Raw genomic sequence first — 24,853 nt, 5'->3', positions numbered from 1 at the left:
GCCGTGGGAATTCCCGGCGTGCCACCGTCCGAACTGCCGGACCTGACCCGGGCCGAGGACCGGATCAGCTTCCTGTACCTCGAACGCAGCGTCATCCACCGCGACAGCAACGCCATCACCGCCACCGACGACAAAGGCATCGTGCACATCCCCGCCGCGTCCATCGGAGTGCTCCTGCTCGGACCCGGCACCAGCATCACCCACCAAGCCGTCGCCCTGCTCGCCGACCACGGCGCAACCGCCGTCTGGGTCGGCGAGCGGGGCGTGCGCTACTACGCCCACGGTCGCTCACTGGCCGCCTCCAGCAGGCTCCTGACCGCCCAGGCAGCGGCCGTGAGCCACCGCGACCGCCGGCTCACCGTGGCCCGCACCATGTACGCGATGCGATTCCCCGGCGAGGACACCACCAACCTCACCATGCAGCAGCTGCGCGGCAAGGAAGGCGCCCGGGTCCGCCGCACGTACCGCGAGCACGCCACCCGTACCGGCATCACCTGGAACCAACGCCAGTACGACCGGGACGACTTCGCGTCCGGCGACCCCGTCAACCAGGCGCTGTCCGCCGCCCACGCCTGCCTGTACGGCGCCGTGCACGCCGTCATCGTCGCGCTGGGCGCCGCACCCGGCCTCGGCTTCGTCCACACCGGACACGAACGCGCCTTCGTCTACGACATCGCCGACCTGTACAAGGCCGAAATCACCATTCCGGTCGCCTTTGACGTGGCAGCCAGCAACTCCACCGACATCGCCGCCGACACCCGCCGCGCAGTCCGCGACCGCGTCCACGATGGCGCCATCCTCACCCGATGCGTCCGGGACATCCGGACGCTGCTGCTCCAACCACAACCCACCGGCCCGATCGACGACGCCGAGGACTCACTCAGCCTGTGGGACGACAACGACTTCGAAGTGGCCGCCGGCCGCAACTACGGCGACACGGAGGACGTCGACTTCTGATGACGGTCATCATCCTTACTGCCTGCCCGCTGGGCTTGCGCGGCCATCTCACCCAGTGGCTCCTGGAAATCTCCGCCGGCGTGTACGTCGGCCACGTCAGCACCCGCATCCGCCGCCGCCTGTGGTCTCGCGTGATCGACATGGCAGGCCCAGGCCGCGCACTGCTGGTGTTCCAAACCTCCGGAGAACAGCGCCTCTCCTTCGAAGTCCACGACCATCACTGGAAGCCCGTGGACCTGGACGGCATCACTCTGATGCGCCGCCCCAGCGAACCAGTGTTCAACGCGGCCATGCCAGCAGGCTGGAGCAAAGCCGCCCGCCGCCGCCGATTCGGCCGCCGCACTCAGCCCTCCCGACCCCAGCCGAAGGAAAGTGATAAAATCCGCCAAGTGGATCTCCATCGTCCCTGATCAGCAAGTGTGCTCCCCGCGCACGCGGGGATGGTCCGGAGTGCCTGCAGTTGGGGTGCATCAGCCCGGCGTGCTCCCCGCGCACGCGGGGATGGTCCGCGACCCTCCGAGGAGCAGGACCGCAGCGATCTGTGCTCCCCGCGCACGCGGGGATGGTCCCGCCAACCTCGCGATCGCGTCAGCACCCGGGATGTGCTCCCCGCGCACGCGGGGATGGTCCGTTCGGCATGACCCGCCGGTGGCGCCGCGAGACGTGCTCCCCGCGCACGCGGGGATGGTCCGTCGGTGCCGGATCCGCCGGACGGGGTAGCCCAGTGCTCCCCGCGCACGCGGGGATGGTCCGAAGACCGCTGGTGAGGTTCTCACGCCTGGTGGGTGCTCCCCGCGCACGCGGGGATGGTCCGCCCCCCAAGTACCGGGACGAGCCGGTCAAGGAGTGCTCCCCGCGCACGCGGGGATGGTCCCCGGGAGCTGTTGGCGATGAGGTAGGCGGCGATGTGCTCCCCGCGCACGCGGGGATGGTCCCCGGACCGGCTGGGTTGCGAGCTTCGGCGGTGTGTGCTCCCCGCGCACGCGGGGATGGTCCCCGCGCACGCGGGGATGGTCCCCGCGCACGGGCGATGGTGAGCCGACCGGAGTGGTGCTCCCCGCGCACGCGGGGATGGTCCCGTAACGCCTTTCATGCTGCCTTCTCCCGTCCCGTGCTCCCCGCGCACGCGGGGATGGTCCGATGCCGACGGCGGTCAATACCGGCGCAGGCTTGTGCTCCCCGCGCACGCGGGGATGGTCCGGTGTATTCGCCCGGCTTCTCGCCGCGGTCCGTGTGCTCCCCGCGCACGCGGGGATGGTCCGTGGGCCGATAACCTGCAACTGGTGACCCCGCTGTGCTCCCCGCGCACGCGGGGATGGTCCTGCCTCCATGTGGGCTCTCCGGTGACCTGGATGTGCTCCCCGCGCACGCGGGGATGGTCCGGGCCTCGACAGCGGATCGGTGACGATCAAGCGTGCTCCCCGCGCACGCGGGGATGGTCCCGCGGCCCTGAACGGCGCGAAGATCGCGTTGGTGGTGCTCCCCGCGCACGCGGGGATGGTCCCACGACGTCGGGCTCGTCCGGCATCGCGTGCACGTGCTCCCCGCGCACGCGGGGATGGTCCCGCGCGGATCGTACGTCTCGACGGTGCGCACCGGTGCTCCCCGCGCACGCGGGGATGGTCCCGACGCGATCGGGCTCATGGCGAAGCCGGGCGGGTGCTCCCCGCGCACGCGGGGATGGTCCCGTCCCGGTCCAGTCGGAGAGCTTGACCACGCCGTGCTCCCCGCGCACGCGGGGATGGTCCCGGCAACGCGACCGCGACCACGAACGCCCCGCTGTGCTCCCCGCGCACGCGGGGATGGTCCGGGGTCGACATGAACCTGAGCGACAAGAGCCAGGTGCTCCCCGCGCACGCGGGGATGGTCCCGGGAAGTCACCCCGTGCCAGGGACGATACGGAGTGCTCCCCGCGCACGCGGGGATGGTCCGGCGTACGCGTCCGGCGGCTCGGTCTCCGCGACGTGCTCCCCGCGCACGCGGGGATGGTCCCAACCTGTAGTCCTATGTGGACATCAGGCGTGCGTGCTCCCCGCGCACGCGGGGATGGTCCCCTGGCGGCGGTCATCCGCGCCGACGACCGCCCGTGCTCCCCGCGCACGCGGGGATGGTCCCGGGGGTTCATGTCGCCAGCGGTAGGCCCGGTGGGTGCTCCCCGCGCACGCGGGGATGGTCCGCACTACAGCGGCCCGCCTGGCGGTCGCCAGCAGTGCTCCCCGCGCACGCGGGGATGGTCCGGCTAAGAAGCAGGCTTCGGAGCGGGCCAGCACGTGCTTCCCGCGCACGCGGGGATGGTCCCACACCGGGCCGGCCACAAGAGCCGGCGGAAGGGTGCTCCCTGCGGACGCGGGGATGGTTCTCGTGCTTGTCGTCGAATGGGCTGACATTGATCCGGCGTGCGGGTGCTCGGCCGCGGGTGCCGATAGGCTGACGTCGTTGCACGATACGACTCGCCCTGGGGTGGGCGGGACGACGCTGCGCTGGACGACTGGCGGTGAAGGAGTGTGGGTTGCCTCGCCATCCCGATACGCTGATCACACCGAATACGCTGCTTCGTGACGCTCGCCTCCGTGTGGTTTCGCCAGTGCGGAGCGGTCAGCGTATGTCCCGGTCGGAGCTGGCCGACGCGGTCAACGCGGCTCTCGATCGGCTCTACCCGGGCCGCGGTCTCGCCGCTCAGTACGTTGACTTTCGGTGGATCGGCAAGCTCGAACGTGGCGAGCACCGGTGGCCGAGCGACGAACGTCGCGCGGCATTGCGTCACGTCCTCGGCCGTGCCACCGACGTGGAACTCGGGCTGTACGTCCCACGACGAACTGACAGCGGGACGGCCGCCGACGGCGGGGCCAGGGTACAACCGATGCCGGGAAGCTGGGACGAGACGACGTTCCATCTGAGCGCGCAGTGGCGGTTGCTGGTGCAGACCGACAAACTGTTCGGGCCCGCGTACGCGCTCATCGGGGTCTCGGCGCAGCTGACGCTTGTGGAGCAGTTGCTCACCGAGGTGCCTGCGGCGTTCCGGCCGAGCCTGATTCGGCTCGCGGCGCAGTACGCCGAATCGGCGGCGTGGCTGCACCAGTCCCTGGACGAACATGATGCTGCGCGGCGGTGGAGCGGTCAGGCGCTCGCCTGGGCGGTCCAGGCCGGGGATAGTGTGATGACGGCGTGGGCTCGGTACCGCAGCAGCCAACGCTACTTGTTCGCCGGTGAGGTACCGGGAGCAGTGAGCGAGGCGGTGGCCGCGATGCGTCTGGATACAAAGCTTCCTGCTCCTATGCGGGCAGCTTTGCGTGTGCAGTGGGCTCATGCTGTCGCTGCTGGTGGTGGCTACGGTGAGGCCATGCAGCTTCTCGATGATGCGCACCGGTGGGCGGCCGATCGCTTTCTCGGCAAGGCGGATGGTGAGCACGGCACGTACTGCACGAGCGGTTACATCGAGGTTCACCGAGGGGCGTGCCTGCGGCTGGCGGGGCGTCCCGGCGAGGCCCTCGCGGTCCTCGATCAAGCCCTGCCGTCGATTCCGTCGTTGCATCGGCAGGACTACACCACCGCTTTGCTGAGCAAGGCCGCTGCCCATGTCGCCGCACGCCAACCTGATCAGGCCGCGGCTACGGCACGCACCGCTCTGCCGATCGCTCGGCACGCCGGCTCGCTGCGGGTGCTGAACCAACTCGCCGGAATCGGCTCGGCTGTCCGTGAGCACCGGTATCTCACCGATGTCGGCGCGTTCCTCGACGACCTGGCGGAGACCGCCTGATGGCTTCGGAGCTCGAACTCATGGCGATGCGGCGCGCGATCGTCCTGTCGGCGTTGGGGCTGGGCACGACCAGTCCGAACCCGCCGGTGGGATGCGTCATTCTCGGCGTGGACGGTACGACGGTCGGGGCCGGCTTCCATCAACGCAAGGGCGGTCCGCATGCGGAGGTTCACGCACTCACCGCGGCTGGGGAGGTGGCTCGTGGCGGAACGGCCGTCGTCACACTCGAGCCGTGCAACCACGTCGGTGTCACGCCGGCGTGCCGTCAGCAGCTACTCGATGCCGGGATCGCGAGGGTCGTCATCGGGGTCATCGATCCCACTTCACGCGGCGACGGCGGCGCTGCGGTCCTCGCCGCCGCAGGGGTCGAGGTGGAGATCGGCGTCCTCCATGATGAGGTTTTGGCTGTACTTGGCCCTTGGCTGACGGCTACTGTGCGCCGACGGCCGTACGTCACGTGGGTGCACACACGACGTGTAGTAGACGAGCAGCTTGTTGCCACGCTGCGCGGCGGCGTGGACGTGGTCGTCGCAGGAGGAACTGTCAGCGAAGGACTGCCCGGTGGGCATTCCAGCGCGCACTTCCAGGTGCCGGAAGCCGCCGGTCTCGGCAGCGGTATTGCGCACTGGCTCGCAGACGCCTACGCGAGCGGCATCCGGCGGGTGCTGATGGTCAACGACGACGCCGACACCCTGCGATCCGGGCTGGATCACGTCGATGAGCTCATTGTCGAGCTCGACCGGTCCGACCCGACGGAGGCGACCGCTGCCGTCGGGTCGGCGCTGCTGGCGGATGGGTTCGCGCTTACCGAGGTCGCAGCGCACGATCGGACGCTGACGGTCTACCTTCGCCGGACCAGCCTCCTGTAACCGGTCCAGGTCCTTGTGAGGTCGATCTTGCGCTGAGTCGACGGGCGTGCTGGTGCCAGATCAGCGCCATGGCAACTTCGTAGCGCCGATGCTCGTACACCCTCGGGCCCGGCGCGTCCATCTCGACCATGTCGACATAGTCGACGGTGAACGCCGCCACCGCAGCCTGCCAGTCCGGGGCGAAACGAGCGCGAGTCCCGGCGTCCAGTTCGTTCCATTGCCGTGCGATGTCCGCGATCACGATCCGGCGGTCTTCCGCGGTACCGAGCCGGTTGCCGTGCTGCGTGACCGGCTCACCGCCCACCAACTCGACGCAGCGCCCGATCAACGGCAGCAGAGTGACAGCGATCTCGAACAGCAACTCCGCCCGGCCGGGCTCGACGTAGCAATTGCGGTCGGTCACTGCAGTCACGACTGACCACCGTCCTTCTCGGGCCGTGCGGCCTGCAGCGCCATACAGGATCGGAGCTGCGACGCGTACGCCAGCGCCATGTCGCTGAGGTGCTCAGCGGCCCGGATCGCGCAGGCCCACGAGTCGCCCGCTCCGACGTCAATGACGACAGTCGTGTCATCGTCCTTGACCACCAGCACCGGATCACCGTCGTCATCCACCGCCAGCCACGACCTGAGGGTGCGAACATCGAGGTCGGCATCCGGCTGCGGCGCCACCGGTACCGAAGCAACCTGAAACAGCGTCGACCGCACGAGGAGCCTCCTGGCAACGTTGAAGATCGGCCGGACGTGGAGTTCGTTACTGGTCAACGATCACCCGGCGGAACGCCCGCGGGAATGCCGACCCTTGGTCCGACTTCACGTACCGACCTTCGGTCCGACCGGACATGCATCTGGCCGCTCGGGCACAGGTGCGGTTCAAATCCGAGGTATCGGGGACGGAGCACGTTCCGCCGCAAGCGGTATTGCCCTGCCAGAGTCTTCTGGGTGTACCGTCGCTTCAGGAAGCCGGGCCATGTCAGCAGGCTGGAGCAGAGGCCGCCCGCCGTCGATTCGCTCGCCGCACTCAGCCGCCGGACGGCAGCCGGAGGAAAGTGATTAGAATCCGCAAGGTGGATCTTCATCGGCCCTGATCAGAAAGTGTGCTCCCCGCGTACGCGGGGATGGTCCCTCGACGGAGGTGATGAGGAACGGCTTCCCGATGTGCTCCCCGCGTACGCGGGGATGGTCCCAGGTCGAGGTCCTTGCGGATCTCGTTGTAGAAGTGCTCCCCGCGTACGCGGGGATGGTCCTAGCCTTGCGCCGCAATGCACGAACGGGCCGTAGTGCTCCCCGCGTACGCGGGGATGGTCCGCCGCTGAGCAGGCCAGAGAGGCGCATGCTCAGGTGCTCCCCGCGTACGCGGGGATGGTCCGCAGCAGCAGGCGGATTGCCTCGGACTTGCCGGGTGCTCCCCGCGTACGCGGGGATGGTCCCCGGTGCTCGCCGTCGTACGTGCAACCGTTGCAGTGCTCCCCGCGTACGCGGGGATGGTCCTGGACTCGCCGTTCGGCGTGGCCGGCGAGGGCGAGTGCTCCCCGCGTACGCGGGGATGGTCCTAGCAATATTCCGGAGGCGCGCATTCTCGGTGTGTGCTCCCCGCGTACGCGGGGATGGTCCCAACCCGGAAGGGCCGCCGCCGCAGGGCACGTTGTGCTCCCCGCGTACGCGGGGATGGTCCGCTCCTGTACCTGGCCGTGGGCATCGCCCTGGCGTGCTCCCCGCGTACGCGGGGATGGTCCTTCCTCAACAAGGCGCCTGACGGGAGTTGGCTTGTGCTCCCCGCGTACGCGGGGATGGTCCCTCCGCGACGACTCTCATTCTCTGCGGCCCCCGGTGCTCCCCGCGTACGCGGGGATGGTCCGACTGACAATGGGTACTTTCGGACCTGATGGGGGTGCTCCCCGCGTACGCGGGGATGGTCCCACCGGGAACCACGCCGGATGACACGGCGAAACGTGCTCCCCGCGTACGCGGGGATGGTCCGGGCCGGGCAGCAACCCAAGGGGAGGTCGCTACGTGCTCCCCGCGTACGCGGGGATGGTCCTTGTGTACTGACTGCCGAACCGTGATCTCTTCCGTGCTCCCCGCGTACGCGGGGATGGTCCCTTCAGCTCGTGGTCCAGGGAGGTGACCTCATCGTGCTCCCCGCGTACGCGGGGATGGTCCCCTCGGCGGCGGGCGCCGGGGCGTCGGCAGGCTGTGCTCCCCGCGTACGCGGGGATGGTCCGGGAAACCGACCGACCAACCGCAAGCTGATCTTGTGCTCCCCGCGTACGCGGGGATGGTCCGTCGGTGAGGGTGAGGCCGGTGTACAGGTCCGCGTGCTCCCCGCGTACGCGGGGATGGTCCCCGGCTTCTCGCGCGAGGCCGTCCGCCAGGCGTGTGCTCCCCGCGTACGCGGGGATGGTCCGTAGTAGTTGCTGCTGGACTCCCAGCGGCCGTTGTGCTCCCCGCGTACGCGGGGATGGTCCCGGGTCCGGCTCCGGCATGCCCACCTGAACCACGTGCTCCCCGCGTACGCGGGGATGGTCCCAGATGCGTGGCGCTCCCGTACGCCAGCAGCGGGTGCTCCCCGCGTACGCGGGGATGGTCCTCCTCGCATCCTCCGATCGGAACCGACTGATTTGTGCTCCCTGCGTACGCGGGGATGGTCCGGTCACGGCGGCGGCGTTGGCCGCCGTGGTGCCGTGCTCCCCGCGTATGCGGGGATGGTCCGTTGAGGATCCGCGTGGAGATCCACATGCCGCCGTGCTCCCCGCGTACGCGGGGATGGTCCCGTCGACGGCGACCAGCGCGTTGACGGCTGGAAGTGCTCCCCGCGTACGCGGGGATGGTCCTTTAGCGTCCGACCGCTGTTGCTTCCCTTCTTCGTGCTCCCCGCGTACGCGGGGATGGTCCGGAGTCCGGCGGACTGTCCATCAGCCCTCCGAAGTGCTCCCCGCGTACGCGGGGATGGTCCGCACGCCGCCCAGGTCCACGGCGAGGACCTGAGGTGCTCCCCGCGTACGCGGGGATGGTCCGGGCCACCGGGCCGCCTACAGCACCACCACATGCGTGCTCCCCGCGTACGCGGGGATGGTCCCCGAAGTTCGTTGCCCGGCTTGAGTCCGAAGTCGTGCTCCCCGCGTACGTGGGGATGGTCCCGCCAGGTAGTGCTTCGTGTCGGCCGGGTCGGCGTGCTCCCCGCGTACGCGGGGATGGTCCGCTCGCGTGGACGTGGTCCGTGTGGTCGCTGTCGTGCTCCCCGCGTACGCGGGGATGGTCCCTGGCCACCTGCAGGTGGTGCGTCGCCGTTCTCGTGCTCCCCGCGTACGCGGGGATGGTCCGGCAGCGCTCGTCGGCGTCGACTGGAGCTCCATGTGCTCCCCGCGTACGCGGGGATGGTCCCGAGGCATCAGCGGCAGGCGGCGAGGCGCTGGAGTGCTCCCCGCGTACGCGGGGATGGTCCCAGGTACTGCGGTGACGCGAGCGTCCCAGTCGGGTGCTCCCCGCGTACGCGGGGATGGTCCGACGAGCTACCAGGAGGGCGCCTGGGCCGGGTAGTGCTCCCCGTGTACGCGGGGATGGTCCGTGGGTCCTGAACCTGACTTCCGGCAACGCGCTGTGCTCCCCGCGCACGCGGGGATGGTCCGTCCCGTCGGCGGTCAACACAGGTGCGGGCTTCGTGCTCCCCGTGTACGCGGGGATGGTCCGCCCGTGAGCGCCGTGAGCCCGGCCGCCGCGAAGCGCTCCCCGCACACGCGGGGATTGTCCCGGCATGTTCGGTGGCTGTCCTCAGAGCGTTCGGGGACGTCGGGTGCGGTGGTTGTGTCGCATTGCTGTGTTGGTCGTTCGGGCTTCGGCCGGCATGACTGTCCGGCATCGGTTGAGGTGGGCGTTCCGTTTGGTGGATGAGGGCGACCGAATGGTGATTGAAACGCTACGTTCGGTGCGGCTACGCTGCGACGTTGTGACCCTCTGATGAGCTTCGGCCCGGAGTTGACTGGAAGACATGACGTACCAGCGGATTGCCGTCACTGGGCCGCAGCAGCTTGCGATTCGGGACGCACTGGTCGCTGCGTTTCCGGACCCCGACAGTGTGGAAGAGCTGCTCATGCTGCTCGACCGGACGTTCACGCTGTACCAGGGCACCGGGAAGCGGTTTGTGCACAACATCCGGGCGGTTGTCTCCGATGCTGCCGTCAAGGGGTGGTTGCCGGAGCTGCTGGAGCGGGCCGCCGAGCAGGTTCCCGACGAGGAGCTGCGCCGGCTCCGCGACGAACTACGGCCGGCCGCGGTCGCGGTGGCGGCTGACCCGTTCGTCGCATGCCGGCTCGCCGGTGGGTATGTCATGGTCGACCGGGAGGGGCTCCGTGCCGCGCTGCGGGAGCTGGACCGGCCGACCGGGCGACGGATTCTCGCCGTCGGCGGGGCGCCGCGCAGCGGCAAGTCGCACACGATCCAGCTGATCCGGTACCTCAGCCTGATGCGCGGCAACTTCCAGCTGTTCGCCGTCGACCTCGAGGACATCGTCCGTGCGGTCGGGCAGGGCACCCAGGTCACGCCGTACCACCTGGCCCGCAGCATCGTGAAGAAGCTCGGCTACGGCTGTGTGGTGGCCGACCCGCCGACGGACGCGCAGTGGTCGGCCTGGGTCGGTGACTTCTGCGACGACTTCGAGCCGTTCGCGATGGCCGACGAACGCTCGCCGTGGCTGGTCATCGACGCGTTCAACAGCGTTGTGGCGATGCAGGCGACCCTCGACCTGGTCCTGGAGCTGGCCCGGAGGATCGACCGCGGCATCGTGGGGCTGCGGTTGGTGCTGATCGGGTATCCGGAGCCGCTCACCGTCGTGCGGCAGCAGGTCGCCTTCGACGAGCTGTGCGCCATCGGCGTCCGTGAGGTCCTGCAGTTCTTCGCCGACGCGTATCAGCAGCTCGGCCTCACGGCCACCGACGAGACCCTGCACAAGCTGACGACCGGCGTGCTCCGCGACCTCGACGCCGATGCGGAGTACTACCTGCGGACGCTCGGCGAACGCGCCAGCCAGGCCCTGGTCGACGCCTGCGAGGCGGCATGAACGCGGGCCGGGTGTCGCAGGAGCTCGTCGACGCGGTCATGGCCGATCTGTCGGCCGGCTCCGGGCTGGAGGAGCGGCCGGCGCCGGTTCACGGCGGCCTGCACGAGGCCGCCGCCGTGCTGGCCTGGTTCGTCCCGGACGCGCTGCGGCCCGTTCCCGGCCGGCCCGGTGACGACCTGGACGCGTTGCTGGAGCACTGCGAGCTCACCGCCGACGCGACCGGGCAGCAGCGCTGGAGCTTGACCCGCGACGTCCGGGTCGACGTGCTGCGGCAGCTGCGCGCCGACGGTGTCGTCGCCGACGCGGTCCGCGCCAACTCGGACCGGCCGGGCGAGCAGATGCAGCGGGTGCTCGAGGGGTACCTCACCGGCGATGCGCCACCGGTCCGCAGTCAGCCGATGTCGACGCTGACCTGCAGCGTGATCATCTGTGGCTGGCTGCGCGCCGCCGGGTTCACCGACCTGCCGCCCGCCGCAGAGCTCGACGCGCGGCTGCGTTGGCTCACGCTCCTGCAGCCGTTCGAGCACCTCGCCGGTCCGTCGTTCCGCGGCCGCTCCCGTGAGCTGTCCCGCCTGCGCGGCTACGCCGGGATCGCCGTACCCGGCCCGGTCCCGAGCGTCCGGTCGCTGCGCCCCATGCTCATCCACGGCCCGGGCGGCGTCGGCAAGTCGACGCTGCTGGCCCGGTTCATCCTGGAGCACACCGAGGTGCACGAGCGGGACCGATTCCCGTTCGCATACCTCGACTTCGACCGGCCCGACATCGACGCCGCCGAACCGCTGACCCTTGTCATGGAGGCGATCCGTCAGCTCGGCGTCCAGTACCCCGAGGCCCGCGACCGCTGCGAACGCATCCGCCGCGACTGGCAGGAGCACCTCGTCTCCGGCCGCCGCACCGCGGACCGGGTCCGATCCGGCGCCGTCCGCGATCTGGCCGGCGTCGTCGGTACCCTCGGCGCCGCCAAACGGCCGTTCCTGCTCGTGCTGGACACGTTCGAGGAGGTGCAGTGGCGGAGCGAGGAGCTCGTCGATGCCGTCTGGCGCCTGCTGGAGCAGTTCGACCAGGCGGTACCGCGACTGCGTGTCCTGATCAGCGGGCGTGCCGAGGTGTACGGCCACCCGTTCCACTCCCTGCACCTGACCGGCCTCGACCACGCCGGCGCGGTGGAGTTCCTGCGGGCCCACGGCGTCCGTGACCGGGGCGTCGCCCGCAGCCTCGCCCGGCAGGTCGGCGGCAGCCCGCTCAGCCTCAAGCTGGCCGCGCAGGTCTACGCCAGCGAGGGCGCCGACGGCGTCGACCTCGGCACCGCCTCGTGGCGGCTGCGCTTCCGCGTCAACGACGGCATGATCCAGCGCCAGCTGTACCAGCGCATCCTCCGGCACATCCACGATCCCGACGTCCGTAAGCTCGCCCACCCGGGCCTGGTGCTGCGCCGGATCACCCCGGCGCTGATCGCCGAGGTGCTCGCGGGCCCGTGCCGGATCGAGGACGCCGACCCCGTCCGCCTCTTTGACGAGCTGCGCCGCGAGGTGTCGCTCGTGACGGTGGCCGGCGACGGTTCGCTGCACCACCGGCAGGACCTCCGCCGGCTGATGATCGGCCTGCTGCGCGACGAGCAGCCGGCCGTCACCCGGGAGATCCACGAGCTGGCCGTCGCGTACTACGCCGCGGGCGAGCCGACCGCGGTCCACCGCGCGGAGGAGATCTACCACCGGCTCTGCCTCGACCAGCCGCGCAACGTGGTCGACGGCCGGTGGATGCGCGGCGTGGAGCCGTTCCTGCAGCCGGCGCTGACCGAGTTCACCGGCGCCCGCCGCGCTTACCTGACGTTCAGGCTCGGGCTCGAAGCCGACGCTGAGACCCGCAGGCAGGCGTCGCTGGAGGACTGGGAACGGCTGATGGCCGAGAAGGTGGCCATGGTCGTGGACGGGCCGGTCCGGTCTGACGTGCGGGCGGCACTGCAATCGCTGATGGCACGCACCGACCGCAGCCCGGACAGCCCGCTGCCACCGCTGGAGGCGGCGGCACTGCAGCGGCTCGGCGACTGGCGTCGGGCCCGGGAAGTACTCGAGGCCGCGGTCGACAGGGCCGTCGAGGCGAACCTCTGGCCGTCGGTGCTGCAGCTGACGCTGGTGCAGGCGCGCCTGACGCTCCTGGAGCGGAGCCACGACGGGCTCCCGGCACTGCTGGACCGCCTGGCGACGTTCGCCGTGGGCAAGACGAGCTCGCTGGACGCATTGGCCGCCGCGACCCGCCACGCCGCGCTGCGCTGCAGGCTGCCGGGCGTCGCCGCCACCGACCAGGACGACGACGTCGACGCGGCGCTGCGGGCCCGGTGCGACGAGATCGCCGACGCCACCTTCGAGGCCGATCCGCAGCTGGCGTACTGGGTGTGCGCCAGCGCGCGGCCCAATGACGGCCGCCGGTTGGCTCGGCTGCTCCGCCTCGTGGGACTGCCGAACAGCAACGTGCAGGCGCTGCGCCAGCTGGCGGTGGGCATGGCGGCCGTCGACTCGGGGACGGGCCGGTTCCTCTGGACGGTCGGCACCAGCATCCTGAAGCAGCAGCGTACGCACGGCACCTGGACGTCGATGATCCTTGAGGCCAGCGAGCGCAGCCTCGGCGAGATGGTCGCCGACCGGCTCGACCGAACCCCGCCCGGCACGCTCAGCCTGGTCCTCGAAGCCGTCTCCGACCTCGTTGGCACGGCACTCAAGATCGTCGCCGCACCGGCGGAGCGGCAGACGGAGCCGACGACGCAGAGAGCGGCGGAACCGCTGCGGCGCCTGGTGGCCACGGGGCTCGTCGAAAGCTGGTCGTCATTCCAGTTGGAGCAGCTGCTCCGGTTCGAGTTGGACCGCAACCTCTACTCGATCGTCGGTGAGGCCCCGTTCCAAGAGCAGGTCTTCCGCGTCGTCGAGGCCGCCGCGGCGGAGGGCTGGCTGACGGATCTGGTCCTGGCGGCGCGCCGGGCCCGTCCCGCGAACCGCGCCCTGGACAGCGCCGCCGAGCGGCTGGGCATCTCGACGATCACTGAGGGGGTGTCTCCGCCGGCGGCTCGTGAGTCGCTCACCAGGCTCGCCCGGCAGATCTGCCGGATCGAGCGGCGCGGCGAGTTCATCGCCACCGGCCTCCTGATCGGTGTCGATCTGGTGCTCACCGTCGCCCACGCCGTCCTGCCGCTGCAGGCAGATCCGGAAGGCGTGATCGATGTCGTCGCTCGGTTCGACCTGGCGGCGGGGCGTGACGGTCGCGTCGTCGACGAGGGAACGACGTTCCCGCTCACCAACGTTTGGCTGGTCTGGGTGAGCGACTCCACCGACCGCGGCATTGCCGTGCTGCGCCTGCGCGGGGCACCCGGCGTGCAGCCGATCGGCGGTCCGGAGTCCGGCGGCGACGAACGGGGCTGGTTCGATCTGACGTTCCCCCGGCCGGTCAGCCGGGCCGCCCAGCTGTCGATCCTGCAGTATGCCGGCAACTCGCTCCGTCTGCTGGACACACGGGGCGTGGTCGACGTCGCGCCGGGCCAGTCCGGATCACCGGTCGTCGACGAGGCGTTCAACGTCGTCGGGCTGGTGACCGGTGACGGGACGAACATACCGGCCGTGGCCGTCGCCGACGAACTGCGACGGCTGGACCTGAACTGAGCGTACCTACCATTCCGGTGGTCGGCCGTGGTGCCGCTCGATCAGCCGTTGCCTCTCGAAGCCTGTCAGGCTCGCGGCAGGAAGGCCGCGCCGGCGTTTCACCTCGATGCCGGCGTCGATGAGTGGCAAGGCAGCCTGAAGGCGGAGTGCGTCCCCGCCGAGGATCTCCCAGGCGAGCCTTGCGGCGCCGTATGCCGCTACTTCGTTGTCACTGCCGGAGACGGCGGCGTGCAGCGCGGACAGGAAGCGGTCGGGGTCGGTCGTAAGGTCGCCGAAGAACGGTGCGATACAGGTCGACCACACCGTGCCACTGTCGAGGTCACCGGCTGTCTCGCCGAGCTCGAACCGGCCCAGCTGCTCCATCCGCTGCAGCACATCGGCCGGAAGCCGTCCCTGGGCGGACTCCAGCGCGAGTGGCGGTGTGCCGACCGCGCTGTCTGTCAATGCGCGCATCAGGCTTGGCCGCGTCGTCCGGTCCACGGGGAGGTCGGGCGGAGTGCCCGCACTCCCGGCGTCGACGCGATTGAGCAGCACCGACAGCTGGTGGTATGGGCCGGACGCGGTCGTGCCGGCGAGCTCGGCCTCGGTCACGATCCGATGCCCGCGCTCGGTGAAGCGTCTCAGCCTGGCGGCCGTCGCTGCCGAGGGCGCACTCCGGTAAGCCTCGTAGCTGAGCTGGACGAGGTCGAAGCATGCCTCCGCGGCGACGTCCTGGTTCGGAAGCCCGAAGGTGAACGCGTCGTCGAGATGTGTCGCCGCCGAGGTGAGCAGGCCGGCGTCATCGTGCAGGTGCGCGGCCGTCCACTCCGCCCGGGCGAGCGTCCACAGTGACATCCAGCGGTCGCTGGGCCCTTCCGGCTGGGCGACGACCTGGTTGAGCAGCGTGACGGCCCGCAACGCGTCCTGCGGCACGACATCGGACGACGCCCGCCGGACCAGCAGCTCCGCGAGCAGCCGAGCGGCGGCGTCGTCCAGCCGGGCGCCGCCCATCTCGAGGATGGCGATCGAGGCGTCGAGGTCGTCCCGGGATCCGATCTCGGACGAGGCGGACCTCAGCTGCAGTCGCGCCGCGTACGAGCTGGCCAGAGACGTCCGCAGGAAGGACGACAACGGGTCGGACGTGTCGCGGATGTCGAAGACGGCGAGAGCGGTCTGCGCCCAGCGGATCGCTGCGTTCAGGTCCGATCCGCTGCGGGTCCGCATGGCCCTGCCGCGGTAGGCGTCCGCGGTGATGGCGGACAGGAACGCCAGGCGCCGGTCGGACACCCACAGCCGTACCTGTCCGGCATCTGCCACCCACTCCGTCACCAGGAAGCCGAGGAAACCTTCCATGACGGAGAGTCCGTACTCGACGTGGAACTCACTGCCGTAATGCGAGGAGGCCTCAAGATACGCCGCGCCGATCAGCGCGTTGGCGTAGCGGACGGCGACCGGATTGCGCCGAATCGGCCGCGTCATGGCGAGCCTCTCCACGAGGCGGTCGGCCTCGACGGCCACGACCTCCCGTGGCGTCCCGGGCGAGTACCGCAGCAGCCATGACTGCTCCAGGATGATGGTGATCTTCTTGAGGGTGACCAGGTCGTGCCGGGGGTCGTCCTCGGCCATCCTGGTCTCCATGGCCTGGAACCAGAAGTACGCCCGTTCCCAGTCCTCCTCCGCGCGGTCGAGCTCAGCGCGCTCCAGGTACACGGAGGCCAGCCGCCAGAACAGGCGCATGCCATCGTCGCCTTCCACGACGGTCTGGAGCTCCGCTTCGAGGCGGTCGATCGCCTGGGTCAGGTGGCGCCGGCGGTCGCGTAAATCGCCGATCGGGACGAGCGACCGCTCGATGACCGCGATCTGACCGCCTGCGGGGCGCTCTTCGGGTGGCCCGAGACGAAGGGTCCGCGCCGGTGACCCCCAAGGCTCGGATCGACCGGCGATGTAGACCCGTAGCTGCGGCGCCGCGGTCTGCAGCAGGTCCAGCAGCTGCCAGATCGCGCCTTCCTGCGCCTGGGCGCGCTCGAACGCGTCCAGCACGAACAGCACCGGCACCGCCTCGTCGGCCACCGCCCCGACGACCTCCGCGAACTGCCTGGCGTGGCGCATGCTGGCCGGCACGTTGAACGCCAGCTTCTCCCGCCACACCGCGACGGTGCCGGCGTGCGGCCGGGTCACCGCCGGGAACTGGACCCCGAGCTGGCGGACGGCTTCCACCAGCAAGGTCAGGGGCTTGCCGGGGTCGATGTCGGGCCGATGGAAGTCGAGGTATGCGAACGGCGGCCGGCGCACCGCGTGGTCGACGATGAACTTGGCGAGCAGCGCCGACTTGCCCGTGCCGGTGGCGCCCTGGATGTACATCGGACCGGTCGGTGACGCGTCGGCGAAGTCGCGGAGCTGGCGCAGCTCGCGCGCCCGGCCGCGGAACGTGTCGCCGGCGAGCAGCTGGAGCGGCTGGAGCAGCACGAGCCATTCCATCCGCGCGGCGAGGTCGGCTTCCGGGGGTACGCCGTCGAAGCCGGCGTCGCGCAGCCATCCGCACACCACAACGCTTCGGGCCAGCGTCGCCAGCGACTGCGTCAGCAACTGCGGCGGGTCGGACAGCAGGTAACGCTCGAACACCTGCTGCGCCGGGTCCGCCGGGCGCTGCGGGTTCGCGTCCAGCGCGGCCTGCACGAGCCCGTCGCGCCGCAGCTGGCTGAGCACGTTCACCCGGGTCTGCGGGTTGAGGGTCCAGCGGCGCCGGCCGTCGGCGCTGCGTGTGACGTCGCAGTCCTGCAGCAGCGCGTCGACGTCGCGGTGTCCGTGGTCCCGCAACGGCCGCAGTGTGTCGGGATCGAACCACACCAGTACCGCTGCCGCCGCGTGCAGCGCGCCGTGGACCGGTGCCGACGTGGGCTCCGGGTCCGTGGCGCGCGACTCCAGGCGGCGGCGCACGTCGGCGACGATGGCGTCGTGCGCGTGCGGCGGGGTCATCGCAACCCGATCGGGCCGGTCGCGGCGGCGAGCCTCGAGCTGGCGCGCTGGCCGACGATCGTCAGGTAGTCGTGCTGCTGCGGGTCGAGCCCGGCGAGCACGTCGACGGATGCGTCACGCAGCATCGCGTCGGTCCAGCCCAGGTCCAGTTGCGTCGACGCCTCCTGGAAGAACTGGACGACCTCTTCGGCGCCGATCTGGCTGAGCACTTCGATCTCGACCTGACCGCTGATCGTTGCCAACGGGTCCTCGAAACCCAGCAGGACCAGCCGGAACCGGGCGAGGTTCTTGTCGATGCGGTGCGCCAGCTCCTTGATCAGGTCGACGGTGGCCTGCATCGTGGTGACGGTGTTGAAGGAGTCGACGACCAGCCACAGCAGGCGCGGGTCCGCCATCGCGCAGGCTTCGAAGGCGTCGCAGAAGTCGAGCACCCATGAGGACCATTGTGCCGCGGTCGGGTCGGGTGGCACGGGGCATGAGTAGCCGAGCCGGGTGGTGAGGCTGCGGGCGACGTGCCCTGGCGTGACCACCGTGCCGATGCCGTGCGCGCGGGCGATCGACTCGAGGTCGATCGGCACGAACTGAAACGCCTGCCCGACCACGTGCAGGTATGAGATGAGCTGCGTCGTGTGCGATTTCCCGGTACGCCGCGGGCCGTTGACGATCAGGATGCGTTTGCCGGTCGGCCGGCTCAGTTCGCGCAGCGCCGCCCGCAGGTGGTGCCGGTCGACCATGACGTACCGGCCGACCAGCTGGCACGCGGCGTGATGATCGACGATCCCCGGGGACGCGGTGGTCTGGATCTGGTCCCGCAGCTTGCGCAGCGTGTCGTCGGGGGTCAACGCGAGCGCCGCGTCCAGTAGCTCCAGGACAAACCCCTCGGCGACCGCGGCCTTGACGACCGCGAGGCAGTTCGCCTTGAGGTCGGACCCGGCGACCTCGAACTCTGCCAGCATCCGGTTGCATGACATCAGGAGCTCCTCGAGCCGGTCCCGGCTGGGGAACGCGGCGCGGAGCGCAGCACTGAGCGTCAGTTGGTCGCGGGGCTGGATCTCCATCCGGGCATCAGTCGCCGGACGCCTGGTCATCGCAGCGGATCATCAACGTCCCTCCGGTGGCCGCGGGTTCGTCGTCGAGAAACTGGAGTTTAGACTTCCGGTACGTCGTATGCTGCTCGCGCGTTGGAAATACGTCGATGTGCTGAGAGGACCGGGGTGTTGACGGCCGGGACGGTGACGACCCGGTTGACCGGGCCGGAGATAGGCGAGCTTCGCACGCTGCTGCGGGCCGCGTTCACCCGGGACCGGTTCGGGGAGCTGCTGCTGTACCGGCTCGACCGGCACCTGGACGACTACGTCGGTAGCAGTGACGACTATCTGACCGAGCTCCGCAAGGTGCTCGTCCGGGCCAACGCCGAGCTGTGGTGGCGTGACCTGATCGTGGCCGCGCGTGCCGCCGCGTCGAGGGACGCCGGCCTGCAGCTGTTCGGGCAGCGCTTCGACCTCGCGCCGGGCGTGACCGGACCGGCCGGTGAGGCCCTGGCCGACGATCGCCAGCTCGAGCTGAAGATCCGGCAGGCCGGGGCGATGTTCGACATCGCGCAGTGGCGGGCCCGGCTCGGCGAGATCGAAGGCCAGGTGTGCAAGATCGAGACGGTGGGCGGGTCCGGGACCGGGTTGCTCGTCGGACCGAGCACGGTCCTGACGAACTACCACGTCATGGCCAGCACGATCCAGTCGCCGCAGCTGGCCGCCCAGGTAGTCGTACGGTTCGACTACAAGTACACCGCGACCGGCCGGCAACTGATGACCGGCACGCCGCACCGGCTCGCCGCGGACTGGCTGGTGGACTGGACGCCGTACAGTCCGCTGGATGTGGCCGCCGGCCCCGCCACCGGTGTCATGGCCGAACCCGGCGATGACGAGCTGGACTACGCGCTGGTCAGGCTGGCGACGCGGGCCGGCGACGAACCGGTCGGCGGGCCGACCGGCGACCCGGACGCGGTCGGGCGGGGATGGATGCGGCTGCCTGCCGAGGACTACGACTTCACCGCCTCGCCCGCGCTGTACATCGCGCAGCACCCCGACGGGGCGCCGATGAAGGTCGCGGTGGACACGGAGGCCATCGTCGGCGTCAACCGCGGCGGCACGCGCGTGCGGTACACGACCACCACGCTGCCGGGTTCGTCGGGTTCGCCGTGCTTCGGCCCCAACTGGGAATGGGTGGCGTTGCACCACTCCGGTGACCCGCGCTACCGGCAGGGCACGCCACCCGAGTACAACCAGGGCATCCCGATCTCCGCGATCCGCCGCGCCACCACCGCACGCGGCACGGGCGACGCGTTCGGCAGCTGATCCGGCACCGGTCAGCTGTTGAGGTACGTGAGGACGGCGCGGACCCGGCGGTGGGCGTCGTCGGCGGGTGGCAGGTCGAGTTTGGCGAAGATGTTCGTGATGTGCTTCTCGACCGAGACCGGGGCCAGGACCAGGGTCGCGCAGATCGCGGTGTTGGACAGGCCCTGGGCCATGAGGTGCAGGACTTCGCGTTCGCGTGGGGTGAGGCCTTCCACGCCGTGGTTGCGGGCGTTGCGGGTGAAGAGCTGGCGGACGACCTCGGGATCCAGGGCGGTGCCGCCGGCGGCGACGCGTTCTACGGCGTCGAGGAACTCGTCGAGGTCGGTGACGCGGTCCTTGAGCAGGTAGCCGACGCCGCCGCGGCCGTCGGCGAGCAGGTCGGCGGCGTAGGCGCGTTCGACGTACTGCGACACGATGAGGACCTTCGCGGACGGGTCGGCGGAGCGGAGTCGCAGCGCCGCGCGGAGGCCTTCGTCGCGGAAGCCGGGTGGCAGGCGGACGTCGACGATCGACAGGTCCGGACGGTGTTCCGAGACGGCGGTGACGAGGGCGTCGGCGGTGTCGACGGCGGCGACGACGGTGTGGCCGGTGTCGGTGAGCAGCCGGATCATGCCGTCGCGCAGGAGCAGGAGGTCTTCGGCGATCACGATGCGCATGGCAGCTCCGCGTGCAGGACGGTGGGCCCGCCGGGCGGGCTGGACAGGGTGAGGGTGCCGTCGAGGGCCTCGACGCGGCGGCGCAGGCCGTCGATGCCCGCGCCGTTGGGGTCGGCGCCGCCGCGGCCGTCGTCGGTGACCGTGACGTGCACCGTGTCGCCGGTACGCCGGATGTCGACGGCTCCGGTGGACGCCGACGCGTGTTTGGCGGCGTTGGTGAGGCCTTCGGCGACGACGAAGTAGGCGGCGGACTCGACCGCGGCCGGGTAGCGCTCGTCACTCAGCGAGCCGGTCAGCGAGCCGCCCAACGAGCCGCCCAACGAGCCGGTCAGCGAGCCGGTCAACGAGCCGGTCAACGAGCCGGTCAACGAGCCGGTCAGCGAGACAGGGAACGGGCTGTCGCCGGCGAGGGCGGCGAGCGCGGCATGCAGGCCCCGGTCGGTGAGGATCGGCGGGTGGATGCCGCGCACGAGGCGGCGCAGCTCGGCCAGGGCGTCGTCGAGCTGGCGGCGGGCGAGGGCCACGTCGGGCGCGGCGTCGCCGTCGGTGCGCAGCTTGCGGGCGGCGAGGGCGAGGGTCATCCCGGCGGCGACGATGCGGGCCTGCGCACCGTCGTGCAGGTCGCGTTCGATGCGGCGCAGCTCGGCGGCCTGCGCGTCGACGACCCGGCGGCGGGTCTCGGCGAGGCGTGCGGCCCGCTCGACGAGCCGGCGGTGCTCGCCCGGCGCGAGCAGCGCCGCGGCCAGCCGGGCCAGGCCGGTCGCGAGGGTACGGACGAACCAGGCGGCGACCGGAAGCAGCGCCAGCCCGAGCACGGTGAGCCCGAACCGGCCCGGGACGGTCGTCATGAGCGGCTTCATCGGCCACGGCGCGTGCGGGTTCGGTACCGCCCACGCCCACAGCGGCGCGACGATCGAGCCGAGGTCGACGATCGCGACGACGAGGCCGGCGACGCCGCAGGCCAGGCCGAGCGGGAAGAGCACCACGAGCCAGGCGAGGTCCCGCCAGGTGGCCGGCTGGGCGGCGACGCCGCCGACCCGGGGGCGCCAGCCGCCGGTCACCGGCACGTACGGCGCGGCGACCGGCGCGCCGAGCACCCAGCCCGCCCGGCGCCGCTCCACAGCAGCCAACCCGCGGGTGACCCAGGCCGCGCCGAGGAACGCGGGCCCGCCGAGCTGGGTGACGGCCAGCAGCGTGACGACCACGGTGGCGGCGATGCTCCAGACGAACCCGATCACCCCGGCGACCGGCCCGGTGGCCAGGTACGCCAGCGGCCGCACCGAACCCATGATCTTGCCCATCATCGCAGATGGTACGGGGTCAGACCCGGCTCGCCAGCGCCCGCCGCCGCAGCATGAGCCGCGTGGGCAGGAACCCGGCGATCAGCCCGAGCGCTGCGACGCCGCCGGCCATCGCCGCGTACGTGAGAGGCTCGACGAACACCCGGAAGATCCCGTCCTGGGCGACGCTGAACGCCCCGACCACGATCCCGGTCACCGCGGCGCCGAGCAGCAGCCCGACGAGGACGGTGACGACGGCCTCGGCGCCGGCGAGCCGGTGCAGCTGCGGGGTGGTCGCCCCGATGAGACGCAGGTCGGCGTATTCGCGCCGACGGGCCGTGGCGGCGATCGCGAACGTGTTGACGACGGCGATCGCGGTGAAGCCGAGCGAGATGACGACCATGAGCTCCCAGGCACCCTGCTGGTTCGACGCGTCGCCGGGTGGCGCGGCGTCGAGCGTCGGGGTGATCCGCAGCCCGGGGAACTCGGCGCGGATCCGTTCGTCGGTGCCCGGCGTGTACCGGAGGCCGGCCGTGCGCACGAGCCCGCGAGGGTCGTGGGCGGCGACGAGGTCGGCGGGTAGCACGAGGTCGCCGAAGCCGCGCGATCGCCCGTACACCATGGAAAGGCGCAACTGTTGCTGCTGGCCGTCCGGAAGCCACAGCGGGACGAGGTCGCCGACCTTCCAGTTGTACTGCCGGACGAGTGCCTCGCTCGCCGCGAACCCGTCGGCGGTGTACGCGCCGGCGACGACGCCGAGGTCGAGGGCGGCGTCGGTGCCGGTGACGAGGAGGCCCTGCGCCGGGTAGTCCTCGGGCTTGCCGCCCTGCGCGACGATCACCCGCGTCGGCAGCTGCGCGGCGGCTCCGGTCACGCCGGGCACCGCGGCCAGGCGGCGCACGGCGTCCAGCGGCAGCCCGCCGGCACCGGCGACCTGGGCCGTGGCGGGCGCCTGGCGGGCCGCCTGCTCCTGCCCGGCCAACCGGCTCGACAGGGCGCCGTTGAGCAGCATGACGGTGTTGATCGCGAACATGAGCACGAGCGGGACGGCGACGGCGGAGACCCGGCGGTACTCGGCGCGGGCGACGAGCCCGGCCAGCCCGAACGGCCGGGCGACGACCGCGGTCAGCGCGCGGACGAGCAGCGGGCCGGCGGCGGCGACCGCGCACAGCAGCAGCGCGGAGGAGATGAAGCTCATCCCCATCCCGAACGGCCCGTCCAGCGGCACGAACGTGAGCACCGCGACGGCGCCCGCGGTCGCGACCAGGGCGGCGAGGACCCGCACGACCAGGCCGCCGGTCGGTGCCGTCGCCGTCTCCACGAGGGCCTGGGTCGGCGCGATCCGCACCGCCCGCCGCCCGGCGATCCGCGCCGCGACGAACGTGACCAGGACCCCGGCGGCCGCGGCGAGCAGCAGCACGGGCACGTTGGCGCGGACCTCGAACTGGGCCGGCACCGCGCCGAGCGTCTGGAACCGGGCGGCGACGACCTCGGCGAAGAGCGCGCCGAGCGGGGCGGCGGGCAGCGCGGCGACGGCGGCGAGGACGACGCTCTCCAGGCCGAGGATGCGGCGCAGCTGCTTCGGGGTGGCGCCGATCGCCCGCAGCAGCGCCAGTTCGCGCAGCCGCTGCCGGACGCTGAGCGTGACGGTGCCGGTGAGGACGAAGACGGCCGCGAACGCGGTGATGCCGATGACGAACCCGAAGATGGAGATCGGGCCGATGTAGTCCGGCAGCGCGCCGGGCAGGTCGGCGCGGACCCGGTCGGCGCCGGTGAGGACGTCGGCGGCACCGGCGGCGGCGCGGATCCGCGCCGGGTCCGCGGTGCCGAAGATCCCGACCGCGGTCGGCCCGGGCAGCCCCGACACGGCGGCGACGTCGGCGTCGGCGAGGAACAGCGCGCCCTGCGCGGGCAGCCCGTCCCGGCCGGCGGGTGCCGCGACGCCGCTGACCCGCACCGTGCGGGCCCCGGTCCGGGTGGTGACCCGCAGCTCGTCGCCGACCGCGACGTGCCCTCGTGCCGCGAGGTCCGCGTCGATCACGGCCTCACCTGCGCCCGGCTTGTTGCCGTTCTTCATGGTGTACGGCGTGAGCACCGCCGACGCCCAGCCGTGCCCGATGACGGGCGCGTCGTCGGCGCCCCGCAGCGGGCGACCGTCCCCGGTGGTCGCCTGTACGGGGAACGCGTAGTCGGCAACGGATCCGGTGACCCCCGGCACGGCGCCGATCCGGCCGGCGAGGTCGACCGGCAGGGTGCCGGCGCCGGTCAGCCGCTCGGTCTTGACCTTGCGCTTGACCTTGGTCTTGCCCTCCTTCTTGTGCTTGGTGGTCACCGTCTCCAGGCTGATCTCCCGCTCACCCGCCACGACCGCCGAGGTCGCGGCGAACCGGTCCGCCGGGGGTTTCGCGGTGAGGACGGAGAACAGCAGCAGCCCGCCCCCGGCGAGCAGCGCCACGGCGAGGAGCGCGGCGACGAACGTGCCGGCGTACGCGCCGCGGTGCCGGCGCAGGGTGGCGATCGCGAGGCGGATCATCGGGCGCTCCCGGTCATGGTCGTGGCCCTGCGGTCGGTGACGGCGGTCATCTGGGCGGCGACCTGCGCCGCCGACGGGTTCGCCAGCTCCGTCACGATCCGGCCGTCGGCGAGGAAGACCACCCGGTCCGCCCGGGCGGCCGCCGCCGGGTCGTGCGTCACCATGACGACCGTCGTGTGCAGGCCGTCGACCGCCTCACGCAGCAGGTCGAGCACCTCCCGGCCGGTCGTCAGGTCCAGCGCGCCGGTCGGCTCGTCCGCGAAGATCACCTCGGGCCGGGCGGCGAGCGCCCTGGCCAGGGCGACCCGCTGCCGCTGCCCGCCGGACAACTGTGCGGGGCGGTCGTCCTCCCGCCCGGCGAGCCCGACCCGGCGCACGACCTCCCGCGCCCACGCCCGGTCCGGCCGCGCCCCGGCGAGCCGCTGGGGGAGCAGCACGTTGTGCCAGACGGAGAGGGAGTCGATCAGGTTGTACGACTGGAAGACGAACCCGACCAGCTTCCGCCGGGCCTCGGTGAGCTTCGGCTCCCGCAGCCGCCCGATCTCCTGACCGGCCAGCAGCACCCGCCCCGAGTCCGGCCGGTCCAGGCCCGCCGCGCACTGCAGCAGCGTGGACTTGCCCGAGCCGGACGGCCCCATCACCGCGTTGAACGTGCCGGCGCTGAATGCCACCGACACCCCGTCCAGCGCCCGGACCCCGGCGCCCGGGTACGTCTTCGTCACGTCGAACAGCTCGACGGCCACCGTGTTTCGCATGCACCTCAGCGTTGTCGAGCGCCGCCGATCAGGGCAC

At 71.4% G+C, this 24,853-nt stretch carries 15 protein-coding genes and 2 CRISPR repeat arrays; of the genes, 7 read left to right on the top strand and 8 right to left on the bottom strand.

Going from position 1 to position 24,853, the window contains the following annotated elements; genetic code table 11:
* The first annotated feature begins 3 nt into the window (after positions 1-3).
* The 4 genes from cas1e to ribD all read left to right on the top strand — a co-directional run bounded on the left by cas1e (position 4) and on the right by ribD (position 5,583).
* On the top strand, positions 4-957 hold the full coding sequence (gene cas1e / locus AB0J72_RS25360) for a type I-E CRISPR-associated endonuclease Cas1e (protein WP_363402679.1): 954 nt from the start codon (positions 4-6) through the stop codon (positions 955-957).
* Positions 957-1,367, top strand: a complete 411-nt coding sequence (cas2e, locus tag AB0J72_RS25355) for a type I-E CRISPR-associated endoribonuclease Cas2e (RefSeq protein ID WP_363402677.1) — start codon at positions 957-959, stop codon at positions 1,365-1,367. Before cas1e ends, cas2e begins: the two co-directional genes overlap by 1 nt.
* Before the next feature lie 9 nt (positions 1,368-1,376).
* Positions 1,377-3,316: direct repeats of the CRISPR family, unit length 28 nt; unit sequence GTGCTCCCCGCGCACGCGGGGATGGTCC.
* Positions 3,317-3,559: 243 nt separating this feature from the next.
* Positions 3,560-4,714, top strand: a complete 1,155-nt coding sequence (locus AB0J72_RS25350; RefSeq protein WP_363402675.1) for a hypothetical protein — start codon at positions 3,560-3,562, stop codon at positions 4,712-4,714.
* Positions 4,714-5,583, top strand: a complete 870-nt coding sequence (gene ribD, locus AB0J72_RS25345; RefSeq protein WP_363402673.1) for a bifunctional diaminohydroxyphosphoribosylaminopyrimidine deaminase/5-amino-6-(5-phosphoribosylamino)uracil reductase RibD — start codon at positions 4,714-4,716, stop codon at positions 5,581-5,583. Before AB0J72_RS25350 ends, ribD begins: the two co-directional genes overlap by 1 nt.
* Here ribD and AB0J72_RS25340 read toward each other — a convergent pair.
* Both AB0J72_RS25340 and AB0J72_RS25335 read right to left on the bottom strand, forming a co-directional pair.
* Positions 5,519-5,995 (bottom strand): hypothetical protein, encoded by a 477-nt coding sequence (locus AB0J72_RS25340; protein WP_363402671.1) that lies wholly within the window; start codon positions 5,993-5,995, stop codon positions 5,519-5,521. The genes ribD and AB0J72_RS25340 overlap by 65 nt on opposite strands.
* Positions 5,992-6,345, bottom strand: coding sequence for a hypothetical protein (locus tag AB0J72_RS25335; RefSeq protein WP_363402669.1), 354 nt, complete (start codon positions 6,343-6,345; stop codon positions 5,992-5,994). Before AB0J72_RS25335 ends, AB0J72_RS25340 begins: the two co-directional genes overlap by 4 nt.
* A 332-nt stretch (positions 6,346-6,677) precedes the next feature.
* A CRISPR array of direct repeats spans positions 6,678-9,330; the repeat unit is 28 nt; unit sequence GTGCTCCCCGCGTACGCGGGGATGGTCC.
* Positions 9,331-9,568: 238 nt separating this feature from the next.
* Here AB0J72_RS25335 and AB0J72_RS25330 point away from each other — a divergent pair.
* Both AB0J72_RS25330 and AB0J72_RS25325 read left to right on the top strand, forming a co-directional pair.
* On the top strand, positions 9,569-10,636 hold the full coding sequence (locus AB0J72_RS25330; protein WP_363402667.1) for an effector-associated domain EAD1-containing protein: 1,068 nt from the start codon (positions 9,569-9,571) through the stop codon (positions 10,634-10,636).
* A complete protein-coding gene (locus tag AB0J72_RS25325) occupies positions 10,633-14,283 on the top strand; it encodes an effector-associated domain EAD1-containing protein (protein WP_363402665.1) in 3,651 nt (1,216 codons plus the stop codon). The genes AB0J72_RS25330 and AB0J72_RS25325 overlap by 4 nt, the downstream gene beginning before the upstream one ends.
* Before the next feature lie 6 nt (positions 14,284-14,289).
* Here the strand turns inward: AB0J72_RS25325 and AB0J72_RS25320 are convergent, their stop codons facing one another.
* Positions 14,290-17,238, bottom strand: a complete 2,949-nt coding sequence (locus AB0J72_RS25320) for an ATP-binding protein (protein WP_363402663.1) — start codon at positions 17,236-17,238, stop codon at positions 14,290-14,292.
* A complete protein-coding gene (locus AB0J72_RS25315; RefSeq protein WP_363402660.1) occupies positions 17,235-18,326 on the bottom strand; it encodes an effector-associated domain EAD1-containing protein in 1,092 nt (363 codons plus the stop codon). The genes AB0J72_RS25320 and AB0J72_RS25315 overlap by 4 nt, the downstream gene beginning before the upstream one ends.
* A gap of 144 nt (positions 18,327-18,470) precedes the next feature.
* On the opposite strand from AB0J72_RS25315, the gene AB0J72_RS25310 reads away from it, so the two are divergent.
* Complete coding sequence (locus tag AB0J72_RS25310) at positions 18,471-19,592, top strand: trypsin-like peptidase domain-containing protein (protein WP_363402658.1); 1,122 nt, start codon at positions 18,471-18,473, stop codon at positions 19,590-19,592.
* Positions 19,593-19,603: 11 nt separating this feature from the next.
* Here AB0J72_RS25310 and AB0J72_RS25305 read toward each other — a convergent pair whose 3' ends face one another.
* The 4 genes from AB0J72_RS25305 to AB0J72_RS25290 are packed head-to-tail and all read right to left on the bottom strand — an operon-like array spanning position 19,604 to position 24,816.
* Entirely contained in the window at positions 19,604-20,248 is a 645-nt protein-coding gene (locus AB0J72_RS25305; protein ID WP_363402656.1) for a response regulator transcription factor, read from the bottom strand.
* Positions 20,236-21,552 carry a sensor domain-containing protein gene (locus AB0J72_RS25300; protein WP_363402654.1) on the bottom strand — a complete coding sequence of 439 codons (1,317 nt, stop codon included), beginning with the start codon at positions 21,550-21,552 and terminating at the stop codon, positions 20,236-20,238. The genes AB0J72_RS25305 and AB0J72_RS25300 overlap by 13 nt, the downstream gene beginning before the upstream one ends.
* A 16-nt stretch (positions 21,553-21,568) precedes the next feature.
* A complete protein-coding gene (locus tag AB0J72_RS25295; RefSeq protein WP_363402652.1) occupies positions 21,569-24,061 on the bottom strand; it encodes an ABC transporter permease in 2,493 nt (830 codons plus the stop codon).
* The gene (locus AB0J72_RS25290; protein ID WP_363402650.1) at positions 24,058-24,816 is read right to left on the bottom strand and encodes an ABC transporter ATP-binding protein; all 759 of its coding nucleotides are present in this window, start codon (positions 24,814-24,816) and stop codon (positions 24,058-24,060) included. Before AB0J72_RS25290 ends, AB0J72_RS25295 begins: the two co-directional genes overlap by 4 nt.
* Positions 24,817-24,853: the final 37 nt, after the last annotated feature.

Origin of the sequence: Dactylosporangium sp. NPDC049742, assembly GCF_040674675.1 — a bacterium.
In the GTDB taxonomy this organism is placed as follows: domain Bacteria; phylum Actinomycetota; class Actinomycetes; order Mycobacteriales; family Micromonosporaceae; genus Dactylosporangium; species Dactylosporangium maewongense.
The sequence above is the reverse complement of the archived record's forward strand: the minus strand, read 5'-3'. Positions and strand labels throughout refer to the sequence as shown.

Excerpts from the sequence above, each read along its gene's own strand:
- AB0J72_RS25305 (WP_363402656.1), bottom strand. The coding sequence starts at position 20,248 with ATGCGCATCGTGATCGCCGAAGACCTCCTGCTCCTGCGCGACGGCATG.
- AB0J72_RS25325 (WP_363402665.1), top strand. The coding sequence starts at position 10,633 with ATGAACGCGGGCCGGGTGTCGCAGGAGCTCGTCGACGCGGTCATGGCC.
- AB0J72_RS25350 (WP_363402675.1), top strand. The coding sequence starts at position 3,560 with ATGTCCCGGTCGGAGCTGGCCGACGCGGTCAACGCGGCTCTCGATCGG.
- AB0J72_RS25320 (WP_363402663.1), bottom strand. The coding sequence starts at position 17,238 with ATGACCCCGCCGCACGCGCACGACGCCATCGTCGCCGACGTGCGCCGC.
- AB0J72_RS25290 (WP_363402650.1), bottom strand. The coding sequence starts at position 24,816 with ATGCGAAACACGGTGGCCGTCGAGCTGTTCGACGTGACGAAGACGTAC.
- AB0J72_RS25330 (WP_363402667.1), top strand. The coding sequence starts at position 9,569 with ATGACGTACCAGCGGATTGCCGTCACTGGGCCGCAGCAGCTTGCGATT.
- ribD (WP_363402673.1), top strand. The coding sequence starts at position 4,714 with ATGGCTTCGGAGCTCGAACTCATGGCGATGCGGCGCGCGATCGTCCTG.
- AB0J72_RS25295 (WP_363402652.1), bottom strand. The coding sequence starts at position 24,061 with ATGATCCGCCTCGCGATCGCCACCCTGCGCCGGCACCGCGGCGCGTAC.
- AB0J72_RS25315 (WP_363402660.1), bottom strand. The coding sequence starts at position 18,326 with ATGACCAGGCGTCCGGCGACTGATGCCCGGATGGAGATCCAGCCCCGC.
- cas2e (WP_363402677.1), top strand. The coding sequence starts at position 957 with ATGACGGTCATCATCCTTACTGCCTGCCCGCTGGGCTTGCGCGGCCAT.
- AB0J72_RS25300 (WP_363402654.1), bottom strand. The coding sequence starts at position 21,552 with ATGATGGGCAAGATCATGGGTTCGGTGCGGCCGCTGGCGTACCTGGCC.